This window comes from Methylobacterium sp. AC315, assembly GCF_979253755.1.
The window spans coordinates 163893-183573 of record NZ_CEEDEA010000003.1; the positions used below are offsets into that span (position 1 = coordinate 163893).

Genomic DNA, 19681 nt, shown 5'->3' on the forward strand with positions numbered 1-19681 from the left:
CGAACGAGCGCGGATGGGTGATGTGACGCGCGGCCTGACGGGCTTCCCCGCCGAAATCGATGTCCTTGCGGGCGCCCGCGTCCTGCAGATCATCCCGGAACTCGATGCCGGTGGCGCCGAGCGGACGACCGTCGACGTGGCCGGCGCCTTGGCCGCAGTGGGCGCCCGGGCCCTGGTCGCCACCGAGGGCGGCCGCCTCATCGGCGAGCTTCAGGCGAAGGGCGGGCATTGGCTCCGTTTCCCGGCCGCGTCGAAGAATCCGGTCGGCATGGCGGTGAACGTCGTGCGGCTGATGGCGCTGTGTCGGCGAGAGGGCGTGCAGATCGTCCACGCCCGGTCGCGCGCGCCGGCCTGGGTCGCCCTCGGGGCCGCACGCCGGCTCGGCCTGCCGTTCGTCACGACCTACCATGGCAGCTATTCCGGCCGGACCGGCGTGAAGGTGCTGTACAATTCCGTGATGGCCCGGGGCGACGTGGTGATCGCCAACTCGCGCTACACCGCCGACCTGATCCATCGCCTGCACGCCGAGCAGGCCGGCGATCGCGTGCGGGTCATCCACCGGGGCACGGATCTCGCGGTGTTCAATCCGGTGGCGGTGGGCGCCGGACGGGTCGAGGCGCTGCGTCGGGCCTGGAACGTGGCACCCCACGAGCGGGTGATCCTGCTCGCTGCCCGCCTGACCGCCTGGAAGGGGCATCGGGTGCTGATCGACGCCGCGGCGCAGATGCGGGATCGGGGCGTGCCGGACCTCGCGGTGGTGCTCGCCGGAGACCCGCAAGGCCGGACATCCTACGAGCGCGAGCTCGATGCGCTGATCGCCGCCCGCGGCCTGGGCGGCATCGTGCGCCGGGTCGGCCACTGCACCGATATGCCCGCGGCGTTCCGCGCGGCGTCCGTGGTGGCCGTCCCGTCGGTGGAGCCGGAGGCGTTCGGCCGCTCGGCCGTGGAAGCCCAGGCGCTGGGCACGCCTGTGGTCGTCTCCGATCTCGGCGCGGTCCCCGAGACGGTGCTGGCGCCGCCGGACGTCGCGTCCGGCCAGCGGACCGGCTGGCGGGTGCCACCCGGCGATGCCGGCGCCCTCGCCGCAGCCCTCACCGAAGCCCTGTCTCTCGGTGCCAGCGCCCGCGATGCGCTGGTCCGGCGCGGGCGCGCCCATGTGGAGGCGAATTTTTCGCTGGAGCGCATGGCCGGCGACACCCTGGCCGTCTACGCCCAGCTGCTGGGGCGGCAGAGCTGAGAAACCTGCGCCTTTGGGCACTGTGGGCCGGCCAGACGACCACGGGGTGGCGATTATTTCACCGACCACGCCGGCGACCCGTTGACTCTCGTGGAGCTTCCTCCAACGTAGTAGGTCCGGGACAGACCGGAACGGCTGGCGGTCAGGGGATCCACGGAACGGGTCGCCAGATCCGCCGTTTCGTCGTTGCAGCAGGAGACCGAAGCCATTCGTAGACCGATGAGAGCCATGCCGGCCCCGCAGAAGGACGGGCCGCGCGCCAACCGCGACATTCGCGGGGTGCGGGAAGTGCAGCTGATCGACGATACCGGGCAGAACCGCGGCGTCGTCCCCTTCTTCGACGCGCTGACTCTCGCTGAGGAGGCCGGCCTCGATCTCGTGGAGATCGCGCCGAACTCGGTGCCGCCCGTCTGCAAGCTGCTCGATTACGGGCGCTTCCGCTTCAACGAGCAGAAGAAGCAGAACGAGGCGCGCAAGCGGCAGAAGACCGTCGAGGTCAAGGAGATCAAGCTCCGCCCCGGCATCGACAAGCACGATTACGATACCAAGATGAAGTCGGTTCATCGCTTCTTCGAGGAGGGCGACAAGGTCAAGGTGACCCTGCGCTTCCGCGGTCGTGAGATGGCTCACCAGGATATCGGCCTGCGCCTCCTGGAGCGCGTGAAAAACGAGACGGCCGAGATCGCCAAGGTGGAGAGCGAGCCGATGCTCGAAGGCCGCCAGATGATCATGATCCTCGCGCCGCGCTGATCCGCTCGGCCACAGCGATTTACGCCGCCTCCTGACCCGGGGCGGCGTTCGTATTTGTAGCGCTTCCGCAAAGCCGCGGAGGCGACTATCTCCTGACTATGGCCCTCGCTCCCGAAGAGATCGAACGCTACGCCCGTCACCTGGTCCTGGCCGAGGTCGGTGGCCCCGGGCAGGCACGCCTCAAGGCGGCCCGGGTGCTGGTGATCGGGGCAGGGGGGCTCGGCGCGCCGCTGATCCAGTATCTTGCGGCCGCCGGCATCGGCACGATCGGCATCGTCGACGACGACACCGTCTCGCTGTCGAACCTGCAGCGCCAGGTGATTCACGGCACGCCGGATCTCGGCCGGCCGAAGGTCGAGAGCGCGGCCGACGCGGTCGAACGCCTCAACCCGCACGTGTCGGTGGTCCCGAATCCGTTCCGCATCACGCCGGACAATGCCGTCGATCTGATCGCCGGCTACGACCTCGTGGCCGACGGCTCCGACAACTTCGCCACTCGCTACGCCGTCTCGGATGCCTGCTTCCACGCCGGGCGACCGCTGGTGACCGCTGCGCTCGGCCGGTTCGACGGGACGCTCACCACGATCCGCGCGCACGAGACCGGCCCGGACGGCAAGCCGAACCCGACCTATCGCTGCCTGTTCCCGAACCCGCCGCCGCCCGGCAGCGTGCCGGCCTGCGCCGAGGCCGGCGTGCTCGGGGCGCTGGCCGGCGTGATGGGCTCGCTGATGGCCATGGAGGTGATCCGCGCCGTGGCCCAATTCGGCGAACCGTTGGTCGGGCGCCTGCTCATGGTGGACGCCCGCTCGATGCGATTCGAGACGCTGCGCTACGGCTGGGACCCGGACAATCCGCTCAGCGGCACCGCGGCCTCAGCCCAATAGGGCACCCGGCGGCATCCACGGGCCCTCGGCCTCCTGCTTGCCGAGGCAGCACTTCTTGAACTTCTTGCCCGAGCCGCAGGGACACGGATCGTTGCGCCCGACATCCTTCAACGGATTGCGCTGCGGCTCGCCGGCGCCCTCCGCGGTCCAGTCGAGCGCCTCGACCGGATCGTCGAGATAGCCGTACTGGTAGGGCCCGAGCCGGTCCCGGTCCTCCGGCTTGGTCTCGGCCTTGCGCAGCGCCTCCTTGAACCAGGCCGCGTCGCTGATCTCGTCGGTGATCCGCCCGTCCGCCCGAGCCGCCGCGGCACGCGGGGCGAGATCGCGAAAGCCCAGATGTGCGATCGCCTCCTCCCAGCCGACCCAGGCCGGTCCCTCCTCGACGGCCGCCTGCGCGTCGTCGAAGCGGACCAGCAGCGCGTGCATCGCGTCGCGGTCGATCCGGCCCTCCAGGGTCAGGAAGGTGCAGGCCGACAGCAGCGCCATGCGGGTGAGGTCATCGACCGTGCTGTCGAGGATCAGCCGGAACAGCGGCAGTTGATCGCCGTCGAACAGGCTCGCCACGACCTTGGAGAGCGTCGCCGTCACGGCGTCGCCCAGGATCGCGTCGAGCGTTTCCTCGTCCTGCCGGAGGAGCTTGAGGAGCGGCGCGAGGGCGCGCGTATCCCGGGCATGCGCCAGGACGTGCACGCCCCAGAACAGGAGGTTGGCGTCCTCCGGCGAGATCTCCCGCCCCTCGGCCGCGGCTTCGAGCAGCGGCAGAGTCGCATCGGCGATCTCGGCCGGATGTCCGAGCGCTTCCCGCAGCGCCTTGGTCGGCAGGTGCTCGGACGCCGCCAGGTCCTCGATGAGCGCTGCGATCCGGTTCATGCCGTTTTCCTTAGGACCGCAGGGTCGCGCCGGTCCGGCGCGAGACTTCCGTGACGATCTTGGCGCTCACCGCCTCGATCTCGGCATCGGTGAGGGTGCGCTCCACCGGCTGCAGGTGAACCGCGATGGCCACCGACTTGGACCCGTCCGGCACGCCGGTCCCCTCGTAGAGGTCGAAGACCTCGACGCCGGTGACCAGCTTGCGCTCCGCCCCTTGCGCCGCCTTGACGATGTCGCCTGCCGGGACGTCGCGGCCGACCAGGAAGGCGAAGTCCCGGGACAGCGGCTGGAACTCGGAGAGGGCCAGAGCGGGCTTGGCCTTGGTCGGCTTGTGCTTGGGCAAAGGCAGGGCGTCGAGCACGATCTCGAACGCCACCAGGCTGCCCTTGAGGTCGAGGGCCTGCAGGGTCCGCGGATGGACCTCGCCGAACCAGCCGATCTCGGATTTCGGCCCGAAGCGCAGCGTGCCCGAGCGTCCGGGGTGGAGCCAGGTCGGGCCGCCTGCCGTAACCTGGAGGCCGCCGGTCGGCACGCCTAGGGCGCCCAGCAGGGCGAGGGCGTCGGCCTTCGCGGCGAAGACGTCCACCGTCCCGGCCGAGCCGTCCCAATGGCGCCCGGCACCCGTCAGGGTTGCGCTGCCGCGACGCACTGCGGCGGCGCGGATGCTCTGCCCTTCCGGCTCGTCCGAGGCGAAGCACTGACCGACCTCGAACAGGGCCGCATCCGGATAGCCGCGGTCGGCGTTGCGCTGCGCCGCCCGCAGCAGACCCGGCACCAGGCTCGGGCGCATGTCCGACAGTTCGGACGCGATCGGGTTGGCGAGCACGAGGTCGGCGCCGCCCCCGCCGAACAGCTCGGCATCGGAATGCGGGACGAAGGACCAGGTCACCGCTTCCATCAGGCCGCGACTCGCCAGGGCCCGCTTGGCCGTCCGGGTGCGCTTCTGCATCACCGTGAGCAGCGGCCGGCCGATCCCGGCAATCCGCGGCAGCGGCTTCGGCTCGATCCGGTCCAGGCCGGCGATACGGATGACCTCCTCGACCAAGTCGGCCTTGCCCTCGACATCGGGCCGCCAGGACGGTGTCAGGACCTCCACCCGGTCGCCGGTGCCGGAGATTTGGAAACCCAGCGTCTCCAGGATCAGCTTGATCTCGGTCTGCGGCAGTTCGATGCCGGCCAGGCGCCGCACCTCGGTCCACGGGAAATCGATGATCCGCTCCGATTCCGGGGGCTCGCCGGCGATCGTCGCCTGGGAGGGCGTGCCGCCGCACAGATCGACCACGAGGCGCGTGGCGAGGTCCAGGCCGGGGAGCGTGAAGGCCGGGTCGACGCCGCGCTCGAACCGGTAGCGCGCATCGGTGATGATGCCGAGCCGGCGCCCGGACTGGGCGATGTTGGCCGGGTCCCACAGCGCCGATTCAATCAGCACGTCCGTGGTGGACTCGTCGCAGCCGGAGGCCTGGCCACCCATGATGCCGGCTATCGATTCGACGCCGGCTTGATCGGCGATCACCACGGTGTCGTCGGTGAGCGTGTAGGTCCGTCCGTCGAGCGCCAGGAGGCTTTCGCCTCCGTGGGCCCGCCGCACCGTCAGGTTGCCCGAGACCTTGGCGGCGTCGAACACGTGCAGCGGCCGGCCGCGATCGAAGGTGACGTAGTTGGTGATGTCCACGAGGGCGTTGATCGGTCGAAGACCGATCGCCCGCAGCCTGGCCTGCATCCAGGCCGGCGACGGACCGTTCTTCACGCCGCGCACGAGTCGAAGGGCGAAGAGCGGGCAAAGTCCGCGATCCTCCGGCGCGAGGGCCAGGTCGACCTCGACCGGGCAGGGACCTTCGCCGCGCACGCCCGGCGCGGCCTCGTGCTTGAGGCTGCCGATCCCGGTCGCCGCGAGGTCGCGGGCGATGCCGTGCACCGAGGTGCAGTCCGGACGGTTCGGCGTCAGGTTGATCTCGATGACCGCATCGTCGAGCCCGGCATAGAGGGCGTAGCCCTGGCCGACCGGCGCATCGGCCGGGAGTTCGAGGATGCCATCATGGTCCTCGCCGAGTCCGAGTTCCGCCCCCGAGCACAGCATGCCGTGGCTCTCGACGCCGCGGATCGTGCCGACCGAGAGGGTGATCGCCTTCCCGGGCACATAGGTGCCGGGCGGCGCGAACACCGACACGAGACCCGCGCGTGCGTTCGGCGCACCGCAGACCACCTGGATCGGCACGCCCGCCCCGGTCTCGACGGTGCAGACCCGCAGACGGTCGGCGTTCGGATGCTGCTCGGCTGTCAGGATCCGGGCGACGACGTAGGGCTTGAGCGCGGCCGCCTTGTCCTCGACGCCCTCGACCTCGAGGCCGATGCGCGTCAGCGTCTCGGTGATGGTGTCGAGGGAAGCCTCGGTGTCGAGGTGGTCCTTGAGCCAGGAGAGGGTGAATTTCATCGATCGTAACCTCTTGGCTCAGGAGAGCCGGGCTTTCGTTATGAGGAGGATAGCCAGCTTGCGGCGCTGGTCGTCGCCCAGGGACTCAAGGGCCTCCACGGCCTCTCGGGCGCGAGCCATCGAAACAAAGACCGTGGGAGACGGTGTAATAGACAGTGCTCACGGCACGTCGCAGCGGTGCCGTGCGCAAGTTCATCCGACCGCTCTGGTGGGCTGGCATTTCGGCCACTTCAAGAAGATCGGAGATGATGGAATTGCCGAGACGCGGCATTACGGATCTCCGCGCTCGCACTCGTCATCATGGTCCCCCCCAAACCTCTCCCTACCCCGTCAGACCGCCGATCAGGCTCGGCACGTCGAGCGGCCGGAAACCGTAATGGTCCAGCCAGCGGACATCCGCCTCGAAGAACGGACGCAGGTCCGGCATGCCGTACTTGAGCATGGCGATGCGGTCGATGCCGACCCCGAACGCGAAGCCCTGCACCGCGTCCGGATCGAGGCCGCAATTGCGCAGGACGTTCGGGTGGACCATCCCGCAGCCCAGGATCTCCAGCCAGTCGTCGCCCTCGCCGAAGCGAATCTCGCCGCCCTTGCGGGAGCACTGGATGTCGACCTCGGCCGACGGCTCGGTGAACGGGAAGAACGATGGGCGGAAGCGCATCTTCACCCCATCGACCTCGAAGAACGCCTTGCAGAACGCCTCCAGCACCCATTTCAGGTTCGCGATGTTGGCTGCCGTGTCGATCACCAGGCCCTCGACCTGATGGAACATCGGCGTGTGCGTCTGGTCGGAATCGTGCCGGTAGGTCCGGCCCGGGATGATCACCCGGATCGGCGGCGCCTGCGACCGCATCGTGCGGATCTGGACGGGTGACGTGTGGGTGCGCAGCACCTTGCGCTTTCCGGCATGGTCGGCCGCCAGGAAGAAGGTGTCGTGCATCTCGCGCGCCGGGTGGCCGGGCGGGAAGTTGAGCGCCGTGAAGTTCAGTTCGTCGGTCTCGATATCGGGGCCTTCCGCGACGGCGAAGCCCATGTCGGCGAAGATCGCCGTGATCTCGTCGATCACCTGGGTGATCGGATGGATCCGGCCGCGGACCTCCGGGGCGTCCCGCAGCGGCAGCGTCACGTCCACCCGCTCGGAGGCGAGGCGAGCCTCCAGCGCGGCTTCCATCAGGACGGTCTTGCGAGCGGTGACGGCGCCCTGGATCCGGTCGCGCAGGCCGTTGATCAGGGGCCCGCGCTCCTTGCGCTCGTTCGGCGTCATCGCGCCCAGCGTCTTCAGCAGGTCCGAGACGCTGCCCTTCTTGCCCAGTGCGGCGACGCGCACCGCGTCGAGCGCCGCCTCGTCGGAGGCCGCCGTCACCTGAGCCAGGAGGTCGCGTTCGAGGGTATCAAGATCGGTCATCGCTGCCTTCGAGCAGGGTTGTCGGAGCCGCCGTCGCGGCGTGCTCTCGCGCGTTGTTCGCCGTCGCGCAAGCGCGCGCGTGGCCGGGCCGCGCCCCGGGAACGCAGAAGGCGCGACTCTCGGGGGAGAGCCGCGCCTTCCTGTGTCTCGCCGAGGGCCTGAAGTCAGGCGGCCTTGGCGGTGGTCTCGGGGAGGGCGGCCTTGGCCTTCTCGACCACGGCGGCAAAGCTCGCCGGCTCGTGGATCGCCAGCTCCGACAGCGCCTTGCGGTCGACGATGATGCCGGACTTGGCAAGACCGTTGATGAAGCGCGAATAGGTCAGGCCATGCTCCCGGACCGCCGCGTTGAGGCGCTGGATCCAGAGGGCGCGGAACGTGCGCTTCTTATTCTTGCGGTCGCGATAGGCATACTGCATGCCCTTCTCGACCGCCTGTTTGGCGATGCGGATGGTATTCTTGCGCCGGCCGTAATAGCCCTTGGCGGCCTTCAGAACTTTTTTGTGCTTCGCGTGACTGGTCACGCCGCGTTTGACGCGGGCCATCGGTTATCTCCTGGTTTCGACGAAAGACAGTGGCAACGGGTGTCGAAGGCTTACCGTGCGTTCGGCAGGAAGTACTTCTTCACGTTGGCGGCATCGCCCTCGAACAGGGTCGTGGTGCCGCGCAGGTTGCGGATCTGCTTGGTCGTCCGCTTGATCATCCCGTGGCGCTTGCCGGCCTGGGCGTACATCACCTTGCCGGTGCCGGTGATCTTGAAGCGCTTCTTGGCGCCTGATTTGGTCTTCAGCTTGGGCATTTGGCTCTCCGTTGCGCGAAAATTCCTCCGGGCCGACCCGTGAGGGTCGGATGAGGTGTGCGCGATGATGCTTCTGGTGGAGCAGCACGAGCCGCCACGGCAGCCCTATCGGCCGGGCGGTTCGACGCGGGGCGGCTTATGACAGAAACGCGAAGCCACGGCAACGGCTTCGGTGGCATCGGGGTGCGCCGCAGCCGAAGCCCGAGGGTGGGCGCGCATCGGGGAATGCGGGGACAGCTTCCGCGCTGCACAAAAGTTATCGAGACAACCTGCAGGCGCAGGAACCATAACCTTGGCCGTCGGTTTCATTCATGTCCCGCTCAGGCCGGCAGGGTTAGATCTTTCGTCAAAGTCGGCCAACCAGGAGACACTTCGTGCGCATTGCCCAAATCGCTCCGTTGTCGGAGGCCGTCCCTCCGAAGTTCTACGGCGGCACCGAGCGCGTCGTCAGCTGGATCACGGAAGAACTGGTCCGCCAGGGCCACGACGTCACCCTGTTCGCCAGCGGCGATTCGGAGACGTCGGCCAAGCTTGCGGCCTGCACGCCCGAAGGCCTGCGTCTGCTCGGTTACCGGGATCACACCGCCAGCCACCTGGCTATGCTGCATCAGGTCCATCGCCGGGCGCACGAGTTCGATATCCTGCACTTCCACATCGATCTGCTTCAGTATCCGATGTTCGAGGATCTGAACCACAAGTGCATCACCACGATGCATGGTCGTCTCGACGTTCCGGACTTCATGCCCGTCTACCGCACTTTCACCGGCATGCCGCTCGTGTCGATCTCCGACAACCAGCGCGAGCCGATGCCGCCGAACGTCAACTGGCTGGCCACGATCCATCACGGCCTGCCGTCGCAGAACTGCCCGTACACCCCCGAGGCCGCCGGCGGTTATCTGGCGTTCCTGGGTCGCATCTCTCCGGAGAAGCGCCCCGACCGTGCCATCGAGATGGCGATCCGTTCGGGCACGCCGCTCAAGATCGCCGCCAAGGTCGATAAGGCGGACCAGGATTACTGGGACGAGGTTATCGAGCCGATGACCCATCACCCGCTGGTCGAGTACATCGGCGAGATCAACGAAGAGCAGAAGAAGTCCTTCCTCGGCAACGCACTGGCGCTCGCCTTCCCGATCGACTGGCCGGAGCCCTTCGGCCTCGTCATGATCGAGGCAATGTCGGCCGGAACCCCGGTGATCGCGTTCCGGAACGGCTCCGTGCCTGAGGTGATCAAGGACGGTGTCAGCGGCGTGCTCTGCGAGACGATGGACGACGCGGTGAACGCGGTGGCCAAGGTCAAGACCATGAGCCGCGAGGGCGTGCGCCGCCACTTCGAAAGCCAGTTCACCGCTGAGTGCATGGTCAAGAAGTATGTCGCCGCCTACGAGGAGCTTCTGTCCCGGGGCGCCGACGTGATCCAGATGCAGAAGTCCGGGTTCCAGCCGCATTACGGTGACGTCAACGGCTCCGCGCGTCCGGCCATTTCGGTCGCCGCGATGCCGGCCTGAGATTCGGCATCGGGCTTGCGAGGAACGGCCAGCCCGGCCTAGCGTCGCAAAGGCGCCTCATCCGAATGGTCACGAGGGCCGCCGCATCAGTACCGATGCGGCGGCCCTCTCGATTCGTACCCCTCACACGCACTCGGAGACGTTCTGCATGGCGGCGGAGAATACGGCGGCCCACGATGCGACCGCGCGGACACAGGGCGGCACCGTCTCGGTGGCGCCCGGCTTTCAGGACGCTGACGATGTGCTGCCGACCTACCACATCGAGGCCCACACCTCGTTGGTCGAGCGCCCGCTGCGGGCCCTGAAGTTCGGCGAGGCGTTCGGGGTCCTGGACTCCTACGGGGATATCGGCGTCCAGCCCGGGCCGGAGGGCCTGTACTTCCAGGACACCCGGTATCTGTCCCGCCTCGAGCTCACGGTGGAGGGCCAGCGTCCGCTGATGCTGTCCTCGGTCATGCAGGACGACAACGGCGCTCTGAGCGTCGACATGACGACGCCCGACATCCGCCTCGACGCCCACGACGAGACCTCGATCCCGCGCGAGACCATCGCGATCGAGCGCACCAAGTTCCTGTTCCGGGGCGCCTGCTACGACCGCATCGGCCTGCGCTCGTTCGATTCGAAGCATCGGCGCCTGCGCATCGCCATCACGTTCGATGCCGATTACCGCGACCTGTTCGAAGTGCGCGGCACGGACCGCAAGGAGCGCGGCAAGCGCGGCGTCCTGGTGGCGAGCGACCGGGAGGTGCAGTTCCGCTATGTCGGGCTCGATGAGATCGTGCGCACGACCTCCCTTCACTTCGGCCCGAAGCCGGACGTGATCGAGCCGGGCCGCGTCGCCTTCGACGTGTCTCTGCCGCCGGAGGGCCGTGCTTCCCTGTTCATCCGCGTGGCCTTCGAGGCCCACCGGGCCTTCACCAAGCCCCCGGGTGCCGAGATGGTCGGCGAGGACGCGGCCGCCAAGCTGACCCTGGCGGCCAATGTCGGCGGCGCCCGTCGCGAGCCGAAGGACCTCGCCGAGGGCATGATCTTCGCCCGGGCCTATCGCGATTCGCGCCGGGACCTGCGCGAGCTGACGGCGGGGATCACCACGATCATCTCGTCGAACGACCAGTTCAACGAGGGCCTGTGCCGGGCCACGGCCGACCTCTACATGCTGGCGAGCCGCACGCCGGAGGGGATCTACCCGTTCGCCGGGATCCCCTGGTACTCCACGGTGTTCGGCCGCGACGGCATCATCACCGCCATGATGGCGCTGTGGATCGATCCGAAGTTCGGCCGCGGCGTCCTGCGCTACCTCGCGGCGACCCAGGCCCGGGCGGTCGATCCGGCAGCCGATGCCCAGCCCGGCAAGGTACTGCACGAGACACGCCGGGGTGAGATGGCGATGCTCGGCGAGGTACCCTTCCGTCATTACTACGGCACCATCGACGGCACGCCGCTCTTCGTGATGCTGGCCTGGGAGTACTACGCCGTCACGGGCGATCTCGAGACCATCCGGGCGATCTGGCCGTCCCTGGAACTCGCCCTCGAATGGATGGACCGGTACGGCGATCGCGACGGCGACGGCTTCGTCGAATACGCCCGCGACACCGACAAGGGCCTTGAGAACCAGGGCTGGAAGGACAGCCACGATTCGATCTTCCACACCGACGGCCAACTCGCCAAGGGGCCGATCGCGCTGTGCGAGGTGCAGGGCTACGTCTACGCCGCCAAAAATGGCATGGCCAAGCTCGCGGCTTTGCTCGGGCACGATCCGATGGCCGAGCGCCTGTCGCACGAAGCCACCGCCCTGCGCGAACGCTTCGACGCCGCGTTCTGGAACGAGGAGATCGGCACCTACGCACTCGCGCTCGACGGCTCCAAGAAGCAGTGCGCCGTGCGCTCGTCGAATGCCGGGCACGCGCTGTTCACCGGAATCGCCAAGCCGGAGCGGGCCGCCCGGGTCGCCGAGACCCTGCTGGGCAAGGACGGCTTCAACGGCTGGGGCGTGCGCACCATCGCCAAGGGCGAGGCGCGCTACAATCCGATGTCGTACCACAACGGCTCGATCTGGCCGCACGACAACGCCCTGATCGCGATGGGGCTGGCCCGCTACGACCGCAAGCACGAGGCGGCGCGCATCTTCCAGGGGATGTTCGACACCTCGCTCTACCAGGACCAGAAGCGGCTGCCGGAGCTGTTCTGCGGCTTCATGCGCCGGCGCCAGCGCGGGCCGGTGGCATACCCAGTGGCCTGCAGCCCGCAGGCCTGGGCGGCGGCGGCACCGTTCGCGTTCCTGGCCGCCTGCCTGGGCCTGGAGCTCGATCACGACCGCAACAGCGTCCGGCTGAAGAACCCGGTCCTGCCCGGCTTCCTCGACGGTGTGACGCTCTACAACGTCAAGCTGGGGCACTCGCGCCTGGACATCCGGTTTCAGCGCTACGACGACGACGTCACGGTCTCAGTGCTGCGCCGCCACGGTGACGTGCAGCTGATCGTGACGAAGTAGGCGGGCCCGCCAGCCGCCGCGGCCCGATGACGGTGCCGCGGCGGTCCGTGGCCGAGGCCAGCCCACGGCCTTTCGTGGCAGGTCGAGGACGGAACCGCTGGCCGCCCTTTCCTGGCCGCCTGCCGGGTCGGTGGAAGGCGATCCGGTATCCAGGTGACGAACGCGCCGAGAAGCGGCACAGACGATCCGGTGGACGCTGCGCGTGCCTTCGTGCTGGACCCCGGATTGCATCCCGCTGCCGCTGTATGCACTCCGGGAAAAGCGCTGCGGAAACAACGACGCTCTGGGATGTCAGGGTCTCGCTCATCTCCCGTCTCCGGGCGGCCCGACTTGCTGTAAGGGGCCGCCCGAATTCCTCAGTTCCGGGACACGCCCCATGCCGACCGACCATTCCGCTCTGTCGCTCGCTCAAGCGCTGATCCGCTGCCCGTCCGTGACCCCTGAGGATCGCGGCGCCCTCGATGTGGTTGCGCAGACTCTCGGCGCGGTTGGATTCGCGATCGAGCGGCCGGTCTTCGCCGAGCCGGGTTATCCCGATACGCCGAACCTGTACGCACGCATCGGCACGCGTGGTCCTTGCCTCGTCTTCGCCGGCCACACCGACGTAGTGCCGGAAGGCGACGGGGCCTGGCGCCACGGACCGTTCGACGGGGCGGTGGCGGACGGCATGCTCTATGGCCGCGGCGCCGCCGACATGAAGGGCGGTATCGCCTGTATGCTGGCCGCGACCCTGGCGTTCCTGGGCCGCCGGGGCAGCGACTTCGCCGGCTCCATCGCCTTCCTGATCACCGGCGACGAGGAGGGGCCGGCGGTCAACGGCACGGTCAAGCTGCTCGACTGGGCCCGCGCCCGGGGCGAACGCTTCGACCATTGCCTGCTCGGCGAGCCGACCAATCCGGGTCAGCTCGGCGAGATGATCAAGATCGGCCGCCGCGGCTCGCTCACCGGCAAGCTGACCGTGCTGGGCCGCCAGGGCCACGTCGCCTACCCGCATAAGGCCGAGAACCCGATTCCCGGGCTGCTGCGGCTCGCCTCGGCGCTGGTCGCGGAGCCGCTCGACCGCGGCACGGCACATTTCGATGCCTCGAACCTGGAATTCACCACGATCGACGTCGGCAACCCGGCCACCAACGTGATCCCGGCGACCGCCCGTGCCACCTTCAACGTCCGGTTCAACGACGATTGGACCGCCGAGAGCCTGGGCGCCGAACTCCGCAGGCGGCTGGAGCAGGCGGCCGGCAACGCAATCCGCTTCAGCCTGGACCTGCAGCCGTCGAACGCACCCGCCTTCCTGACCCAACCGGACGCCTTCGTGGACCTCGTCTCCGAGGCGATCCGGGTCGAGACCGGCCTGACGCCCGCCCTGTCGACCACCGGTGGGACGTCGGACGCGCGCTTCATCAAGGATGCCTGCCCGGTGATCGAGTTCGGGCTGGTCGGCGAGACCATGCACCAGGTCGACGAATGCGTGGCGGTGGCCGATCTCGACCGGCTGACGGCGATCTACGAGCGGGTGCTGGAGGCGTATTTTCGACCCTGGAGCTGAGTCCAGCATACGCCTCGAATCGTCACGCGTAATCCACCCCGACGAACGTCAGCCCGGCCGCCGGCGCGAGCGGCCCGCACCGGCGCTTCTCGCCCGAAGCCAGGATGTCGGCGACATCGTCGGCCGAGAGCCGGCCGCAGCCGGCGAGCATCAGCGTCCCGACCATGGCCCGGACCTGATGGTGCAGGAACGAGCGCGCGCAGGTCGTCACCACGATCTCCTCATGCAACGCCATGGTCGTGCGGGCGACGTCGAGCCGTTCCAAGGTCCGCATCGGGCTCTTGGCCTGGCACTCGGCGGCCCGAAACGCGGAAAAATCGTGGTGGCCGACGAGGCGCTGCGCGGCGCGGTCCATCGCGTCCGGATCGAGCGGCCAGGGCACCTGCCAGACATGGGCGCGGGTGAGCGCGGCGGGGCTTCGACGGTTGAGGATCCGATAGCGGTAGTGCCGGCGGATCGCGGAATGGCGCGCGTCGAAGCTCGGCGGGACGATCCGGGCCGAGAGGATCGCCACCGGCTTGGGGCGCAGATGGGCGTTCAGCGCATCCCGCACCGTGTCGGCCCGCCAATCCTTGACGAGGTCGAGATGGGCGACCTGATGGATGGCGTGCACCCCGGCATCGGTCCGGCCGGCGCAGGTCAGCCGGGATTGCTCGCCCGAGAAGCGGGTGACAGCCGCTTCGATCGCACCCTGCACCGTGGGTGCTTCGGGCTGGCGCTGCCAGCCGTAGAACGGCGTGCCGTCGTATTCGATGACGAGCTTGTAGCGGGGCATCAGCCGAGATGCGTGCCGGGCGCGATGCGCGCGCCGCGGACGAACTCGGCCCCGTTGGCGCTGCCGCCCTTGCCGGCCCGCCGCAGTTCCAGCAGCCGGACTGCGCCCGCGCCGCAGGCGACCTGGCCCTCGGCGTCGAGGAGCGTCCCCGGTGCCCCGGCGCCCTCGGCAGCCGACGCCCGGAGCACCTTCACCCGCTCCGCCCCCTTGCCGAGATCGAGTTCGAAGAACGCGCCGGGGAACGGCGACAGGCCGTTGATATGGTTCGCCACCTCCCCGGCCGGACGCGACCAGTCGATCCGCGCCTCGTCGTTGCCGATCTTGTGCGCGTAGACCACACCCTCGGTCGATTGCGGCGTGAACGTCAGGTCGCTGCGGCTCAGGCATTCGAGGGCCTGGGACATCAACGCGGCACCAACCGGCATCAGCGCATCGTGCAGTTCACCAGCGATCATGCCCGGCGTGATCGGGACCCGTGCCTCCAGGGCCACCGGTCCGGTATCGAGCCCAACCCCCATGCGCATGATGCCGACGCCGCTCTCGGCATCGCCCGCCATCACGGCGCGCTGGATGGGCGCGGCGCCGCGCCAACGCGGCAGCAGCGATCCGTGCAGGTTGAGGCATCCATGCCGGGGCACGTCGAGGATCGCCTGGGGCAGCAGCATGCCGTAGGCGACCACCACGGCGACATCGGCCGCGTGCCCGGCGAAGGTCTCGGCGGCCTCCGGTGTCCGCAAGGTCCCGGGAGTCAGAACCGGGATCCCGAGTGTGTCCGCGAACGCGTGGACCGGCGAGGGGCGCAGGCTCATGCCGCGGCCGGCCTTGGCCGGGGCGCGGGTGTAGACCGCAACGATCTGGTGCCCGTCCTGCGCGAGACGTGCGAGGGTCGGCACCGCGAAATCCGGCGTGCCCATGAAGACGACGCGCATGGCCGTCACGCCGCGTCGCGCTTGGCCGCCTTGGCGAAGCGCTTGATCACCCGGTCGCGCTTCAGCTTCGAGATGTGGTCGATAAACAGCACGCCGTTCAGGTGGTCGATCTCGTGCTGGATGCAGGTCGCCAGCAGGCCGTCCGCCTCGATCTCCTGCACCTCGCCCTCAATGTCGCGGAACTTCACCCGGACCCGGTCAGGCCGCTCGACCTCGGCGTAATATTCCGGGATCGACAGGCAGCCCTCGTCGTAGACCCGCTTCTCCTCCGATGCCCAGACGATCTCCGGATCGATGAACACGCGCGCGTCGCGCACGCCCTCTTCCTTCGAGGTGTCGATGGTCACGACCCGCTTGGCGACGCCGACCTGGATCGCCGCCAGCCCGACGCCCGGCGCGTCGTACATCGTCTCGAACATGTCGGCGACGAGGGTGCGGATTTCGGGCGTGATCGGCCCGACCGGATCGGAGACGCGGCGCAGGACGGCGTCGGGGAGGATGACGAGCGGACGGATGGTCATGGCGGAAACCGGCAGGGGGCGCGCATCGAACGTGTGCCCCGGGGATCCCGAGGCAATATGGCGTGGGTGGGGGCCGGTCAAATTCCGGTCCTCCGAACCCTCCTATCCAGGGTTGCCGCGCCGTCCGCACCGCCGGCTGTGCTCAGAACGCCGTACGGCTGCGGATCGCCGCGGTGAGCGTGCCTTCGTCGAGGTAATCCAGTTCGCCGCCGACCGGGACGCCGTGGGCCAGGCGCGTCACCTTGCGGTCGAGGTGCCGGATCGACTCGGTGACGTAGTGGGCGGTGGTCTGGCCGTCGACGGTGGCGTTCAGCGCAAGGATGATCTCCTTGACCGACGGATCGGCCGCGCGCTCCACGAGGCTGGCGAGGTTCAGGTGCTCGGGCCGCACGCCGTCCAGTGCCGACAGCACGCCGCCGAGCACATGGTAGCGCGACTTGACCGCCCCGGACCGCTCGAGCGCCCACAGGTCCGACACGTCCTCCACCACCACCAGGATCGTGGGATCGCGCTCGACGTCCCGGCAGATCGTGCACGGCTCGGAGGTATCGACGTTGCCGCAGCTCGTGCACACCACGATGCGCTCGGCCGCCACCCGCATGGCATCGGCCAGCGGGGCCAGCAAGGTCTCGCGCTTCTTGATGAGTTGGAGCGCGGCCCTCCGCGCGGAACGCGGCCCTAGACCTGGCATCCGGGACAGAAGCTGGATCAGGCGTTCGATCTCGGGGCCGGCGACGGCTTGGGGCATCGTACCTCTTGGCGGGGATCGACAGTGGGGATTTCGAAGGTCGAACCTTCGAAACGTCCGGCGGGCATAGCCGTCACCGGGCAACGCGCAAGGGCGCATCTCAGCCCAGCCAGGATATAGGTTTTCCGAACGCGTTCTGCTCGGGCCAAAATTAAGAATACCGATCAGCAACGCGTTACATGAACGGCCTCTTGCGATCAGCACTGCGGTCAAACACGCTTCATGATGTTGCGGGCGTTCAGCAACACCCAGTAAGACGGCAACGCTTGGCCGCCTATCCAGTATGGGGGCGAGCAACCGGGGAACGGTGATCCAGCGTGCGGCGGTCCTGTACGCCCGCACGGACGTCCCCCGGGAAGTCCCGGGCGCCCCTGGCGTCCGGTCTTGTCGCGTGGACGGCACGAACAGGGGCCCCGGGAGATACGCTCTTGACCAACATCGGTGATCACAACGCGGCCCACGATGCCGACGCGGCCGGCTTCAACGCTCTGAAGGCCGTCCACTGGAATTTCGAGGCTCCGCGCCTCTACGAAGAGGCGCTCGCCCGCAAGGAGGGCCAGCTCGCCCGCGGCGGCGCCTTCGTGGCGACCACCGGCAGCCACACCGGCCGCTCGCCCAAGGACAAGTTCGTGGTGCGCGATGCCAGCACCGAGAACGAGATCTGGTGGGAGAATAACGGCGCGATCACGCCGGAGCAGTTCGCGGTCCTGCACCAGGACTTCCTCAAGCACGCCGAGGGCAAGGAGCTGTTCGCCCAGGACCTCTACGGCGGTGCCGACCCGGCCCACCGGGTCAAAGCCCGGGTGTTCACCGAGCTCGCCTGGCACTCGTTGTTCATCCGCAACCTGCTGATCCGGCCGGACCGCTCCGAGATCGCGTCCTACGTGCCGGACCTGACGATCATAGACCTGCCGAGCTTCCAGGCGGACCCGGCCCGGCATGGCTGCCGGTCCAAGACTGTGATCGCCATCGACTTTTCGAAGAAGCTCGTCCTGATCGGCGGCTCCGCCTACGCGGGCGAGATGAAGAAGTCGGTCTTCACCTACCTGAACTACATCCTGCCCGGCCAGAACGTGATGCCGATGCATTGCTCGGCCAACGCGGCGCTCGACGCCGAGGGGGGCTCGGCGATCTTCTTCGGACTGTCGGGTACCGGCAAGACCACCCTGTCGAACGATTCGTCCCGGCAGCTGCTCGGCGACGACGAGCACGGCTGGTCGAGTGAGGGCATCTTCAACTTCGAGGGCGGCTGCTACGCCAAGACGATCCGCCTCTCGCGCAATGCCGAGCCCGAGATCTACGCCACCACGGAGCGCTTCGGCACCGTGATGGAGAACGTGGTGATCGATCCGGTCAGCCGCGTGCCGGATTTCGATGACGGGTCGCTCACCGAGAACACCCGCTGCGCCTACCCGCTCGACTTCATCGCCAATGCCAGCGTCACCGGCCGGGCCGGGCATCCGAAGAATATCGTGATGCTGACCTGCGACGCCTTCGGGGTGATGCCGCCGATCGCCAAGCTCACCGGCGCCGAGGCGATGTACCACTTCCTGTCCGGCTACACCGCCAAGGTCGCCGGCACTGAACGCGGCCTCACCGGGCCGGAAGCGACGTTCTCGACCTGCTTCGGCGCGCCGTTCATGCCCCGGCATCCGAGCGCCTACGGCAACCTGCTGCGCGACCTGATCGCCGCGCATGACGTCGATTGCTGGCTGGTCAACACCGGGTGGACCGGCGGCGGCGTCGGCACCGGCCGGCGCATGCCGATCCGCGTGACCCGCCGCCTGCTCGCCGGAGCCCTCGACGGATCTCTCGCCCAGGCGGAGTTCCGCCGCGACCCGTATTTCGGCTTTGCGGTGCCGGTCTCGGTCCCGGGCGTCGAGGCGGAGATCCTCACCCCGGTCAAGACCTGGGGCAACAAGAGTGCCTTCGTCGAGACGGCGGCGCGGCTGGTGAAGATGTTCGACGACAACTTCAAGCGCTTCGAGGCCCACGTCGATGCCGACGTGCGCGCCGCCGGGCCGACCGCGCAGGCCATTGCCGCGTAACATGTGGATCGGGCGGCGGTTGCCGCTGCCGCCCGTTCACCCGAGCCCGCTCCGCAACTTCGCCAGCAGCGCGTTCAGCGTGCGCTGCTCGCCATCCGTCTGGACGGCAAGGATCTTGCGCTCGGTCTCGACATGGACCGGCAGCAGGGTGTCGATCAGCGCTTTGCCCGCATCCGTCAGCGCCACCAATGTCCCGCGTCGGTCCGTCGGATGTTTGCGCCGCTCGATCAGATCGGCTTTCTCCAGGTGGTCGATCTGCGATCACCGGCGAGGGCCTCGCGGTTGCGCTGCTGGGCGAGAGCTTCCCGCCGATCCTCGCGCTGGCAATTCCGCTCATCCTGGCCAGGGTCGTCCTGGTGAGCCGCCGGCCGCGGTGACGCGGACGCGGCTCGAGCCCGCGCCTAGAACGGCAGCTTCATGCCGGGCGGCAGGGGCAGGCCCTTGGTCAACTCGGCCATCCGCTCCTGCATGGTCGCCTCGGCCTTGCCGCGGGCGTCGTTGCAGGCGGCCACGATCAGATCCTCGAGGATCTCGCGCTCGTCGGCGACCAACAGGGAGGGGTCGAGCGTGACGCCCTTCATCTGACCCTTGGCGGACATGGTTACCCGCACGGAACCGCCGCCCGAGGCGCCGGTCACCTCGATCTCGTCGAGCTCGGCCTGCAGGGAGCCCATCTTCTCCTGCATGGCCTGAGCCTGCTTCATGATGCCCATCAGGTCGCGCATGCAGCTCTCTCGTGTGGTGT

Annotated in this window: 18 protein-coding genes; 7 read left to right on the plus strand and 11 right to left on the minus strand. The window is 68.6% G+C overall.

The genetic code is table 11. The features are described from left to right. Positions 1 to 13 precede the first annotated feature (13 nt). The 3 genes from AC0IY0_RS05995 to AC0IY0_RS06005 all read left to right on the plus strand — a co-directional run bounded on the left by AC0IY0_RS05995 (position 14) and on the right by AC0IY0_RS06005 (position 2871). The gene (locus AC0IY0_RS05995; RefSeq protein ID WP_187278889.1) at positions 14 to 1237 is read left to right on the plus strand and encodes a glycosyltransferase family 4 protein; all 1224 of its coding nucleotides are present in this window, start codon (positions 14 to 16) and stop codon (positions 1235 to 1237) included. 228 nt (positions 1238 to 1465) lie between these two features. Next, a complete protein-coding gene (infC, locus tag AC0IY0_RS06000; protein WP_007561393.1) occupies positions 1466 to 1987 on the plus strand; it encodes a translation initiation factor IF-3 in 522 nt (173 codons plus the stop codon). A 98-nt stretch (positions 1988 to 2085) separates the two neighbouring features. Further along, positions 2086 to 2871: a HesA/MoeB/ThiF family protein gene (locus AC0IY0_RS06005; protein ID WP_471763305.1), complete on the plus strand. Its 786-nt coding sequence runs from the start codon at positions 2086 to 2088 to the stop codon at positions 2869 to 2871. Here the strand turns inward: AC0IY0_RS06005 and AC0IY0_RS06010 are convergent. The 5 genes from AC0IY0_RS06010 to rpmI all read right to left on the minus strand — a co-directional run bounded on the left by AC0IY0_RS06010 (position 2860) and on the right by rpmI (position 8373). Continuing rightward, entirely contained in the window at positions 2860 to 3741 is an 882-nt protein-coding gene (locus AC0IY0_RS06010; protein ID WP_471763306.1) for a DUF1186 domain-containing protein, read from the minus strand. The genes AC0IY0_RS06005 and AC0IY0_RS06010 overlap by 12 nt on opposite strands. 10 nt (positions 3742 to 3751) lie before the next feature. Continuing rightward, positions 3752 to 6172 carry a phenylalanine--tRNA ligase subunit beta gene (pheT, locus tag AC0IY0_RS06015; RefSeq protein WP_471763307.1) on the minus strand — a complete coding sequence of 807 codons (2421 nt, stop codon included), beginning with the start codon at positions 6170 to 6172 and terminating at the stop codon, positions 3752 to 3754. A gap of 322 nt (positions 6173 to 6494) precedes the next feature. Continuing rightward, positions 6495 to 7577, minus strand: coding sequence for a phenylalanine--tRNA ligase subunit alpha (pheS, locus tag AC0IY0_RS06020; protein ID WP_471763308.1), 1083 nt, complete (start codon positions 7575 to 7577; stop codon positions 6495 to 6497). A gap of 164 nt (positions 7578 to 7741) precedes the next feature. Further along, positions 7742 to 8119, minus strand: a complete 378-nt coding sequence (gene rplT, locus AC0IY0_RS06025; protein ID WP_147905880.1) for a 50S ribosomal protein L20 — start codon at positions 8117 to 8119, stop codon at positions 7742 to 7744. Positions 8120 to 8169: 50 nt separating this feature from the next. Further along, a complete protein-coding gene (gene rpmI, locus AC0IY0_RS06030) occupies positions 8170 to 8373 on the minus strand; it encodes a 50S ribosomal protein L35 (protein WP_007561407.1) in 204 nt (67 codons plus the stop codon). A gap of 374 nt (positions 8374 to 8747) precedes the next feature. Between rpmI and AC0IY0_RS06035 the strand changes: the two genes are divergently transcribed. From AC0IY0_RS06035 to dapE, 3 genes are all read left to right on the plus strand, one after another. Continuing rightward, entirely contained in the window at positions 8748 to 9878 is a 1131-nt protein-coding gene (locus tag AC0IY0_RS06035) for a glycosyltransferase family 4 protein (RefSeq protein WP_471763309.1), read from the plus strand. A gap of 148 nt (positions 9879 to 10026) precedes the next feature. Next, positions 10027 to 12369: an amylo-alpha-1,6-glucosidase gene (locus AC0IY0_RS06040; RefSeq protein WP_147938679.1), complete on the plus strand. Its 2343-nt coding sequence runs from the start codon at positions 10027 to 10029 to the stop codon at positions 12367 to 12369. Positions 12370 to 12745: 376 nt separating this feature from the next. Next, positions 12746 to 13915, plus strand: a complete 1170-nt coding sequence (dapE, locus tag AC0IY0_RS06045) for a succinyl-diaminopimelate desuccinylase (RefSeq protein ID WP_147905877.1) — start codon at positions 12746 to 12748, stop codon at positions 13913 to 13915. Between the two features lie 22 nt (positions 13916 to 13937). Here dapE and truA read toward each other — a convergent pair whose 3' ends face one another. The 4 genes from truA to recR form a co-directional block, all read right to left on the minus strand. Further along, the gene (gene truA, locus AC0IY0_RS06050) at positions 13938 to 14690 is read right to left on the minus strand and encodes a tRNA pseudouridine(38-40) synthase TruA (protein ID WP_147905876.1); all 753 of its coding nucleotides are present in this window, start codon (positions 14688 to 14690) and stop codon (positions 13938 to 13940) included. Next, positions 14690 to 15619, minus strand: coding sequence for a methionyl-tRNA formyltransferase (fmt, locus tag AC0IY0_RS06055; protein WP_471763310.1), 930 nt, complete (start codon positions 15617 to 15619; stop codon positions 14690 to 14692). Before fmt ends, truA begins: the two co-directional genes overlap by 1 nt. A 5-nt stretch (positions 15620 to 15624) precedes the next feature. Next, on the minus strand, positions 15625 to 16140 hold the full coding sequence (gene def / locus AC0IY0_RS06060; RefSeq protein WP_147905874.1) for a peptide deformylase: 516 nt from the start codon (positions 16138 to 16140) through the stop codon (positions 15625 to 15627). Between the two features lie 142 nt (positions 16141 to 16282). Next, a complete protein-coding gene (recR, locus tag AC0IY0_RS06065; protein ID WP_471763311.1) occupies positions 16283 to 16888 on the minus strand; it encodes a recombination mediator RecR in 606 nt (201 codons plus the stop codon). 428 nt (positions 16889 to 17316) lie between these two features. Between recR and AC0IY0_RS06070 the strand changes: the two genes are divergently transcribed. Beyond that, positions 17317 to 18936 (plus strand): phosphoenolpyruvate carboxykinase, encoded by a 1620-nt coding sequence (locus tag AC0IY0_RS06070; RefSeq protein WP_147905872.1) that lies wholly within the window; start codon positions 17317 to 17319, stop codon positions 18934 to 18936. A 36-nt stretch (positions 18937 to 18972) separates the two neighbouring features. On the opposite strand, the gene AC0IY0_RS06075 is transcribed toward AC0IY0_RS06070, so the two are convergent. Then, positions 18973 to 19122 (minus strand): hypothetical protein, encoded by a 150-nt coding sequence (locus AC0IY0_RS06075; protein ID WP_471763312.1) that lies wholly within the window; start codon positions 19120 to 19122, stop codon positions 18973 to 18975. 215 nt (positions 19123 to 19337) lie between these two features. Then, positions 19338 to 19661 carry a YbaB/EbfC family nucleoid-associated protein gene (locus AC0IY0_RS06080; protein ID WP_147905870.1) on the minus strand — a complete coding sequence of 108 codons (324 nt, stop codon included), beginning with the start codon at positions 19659 to 19661 and terminating at the stop codon, positions 19338 to 19340. Positions 19662 to 19681: the final 20 nt, after the last annotated feature.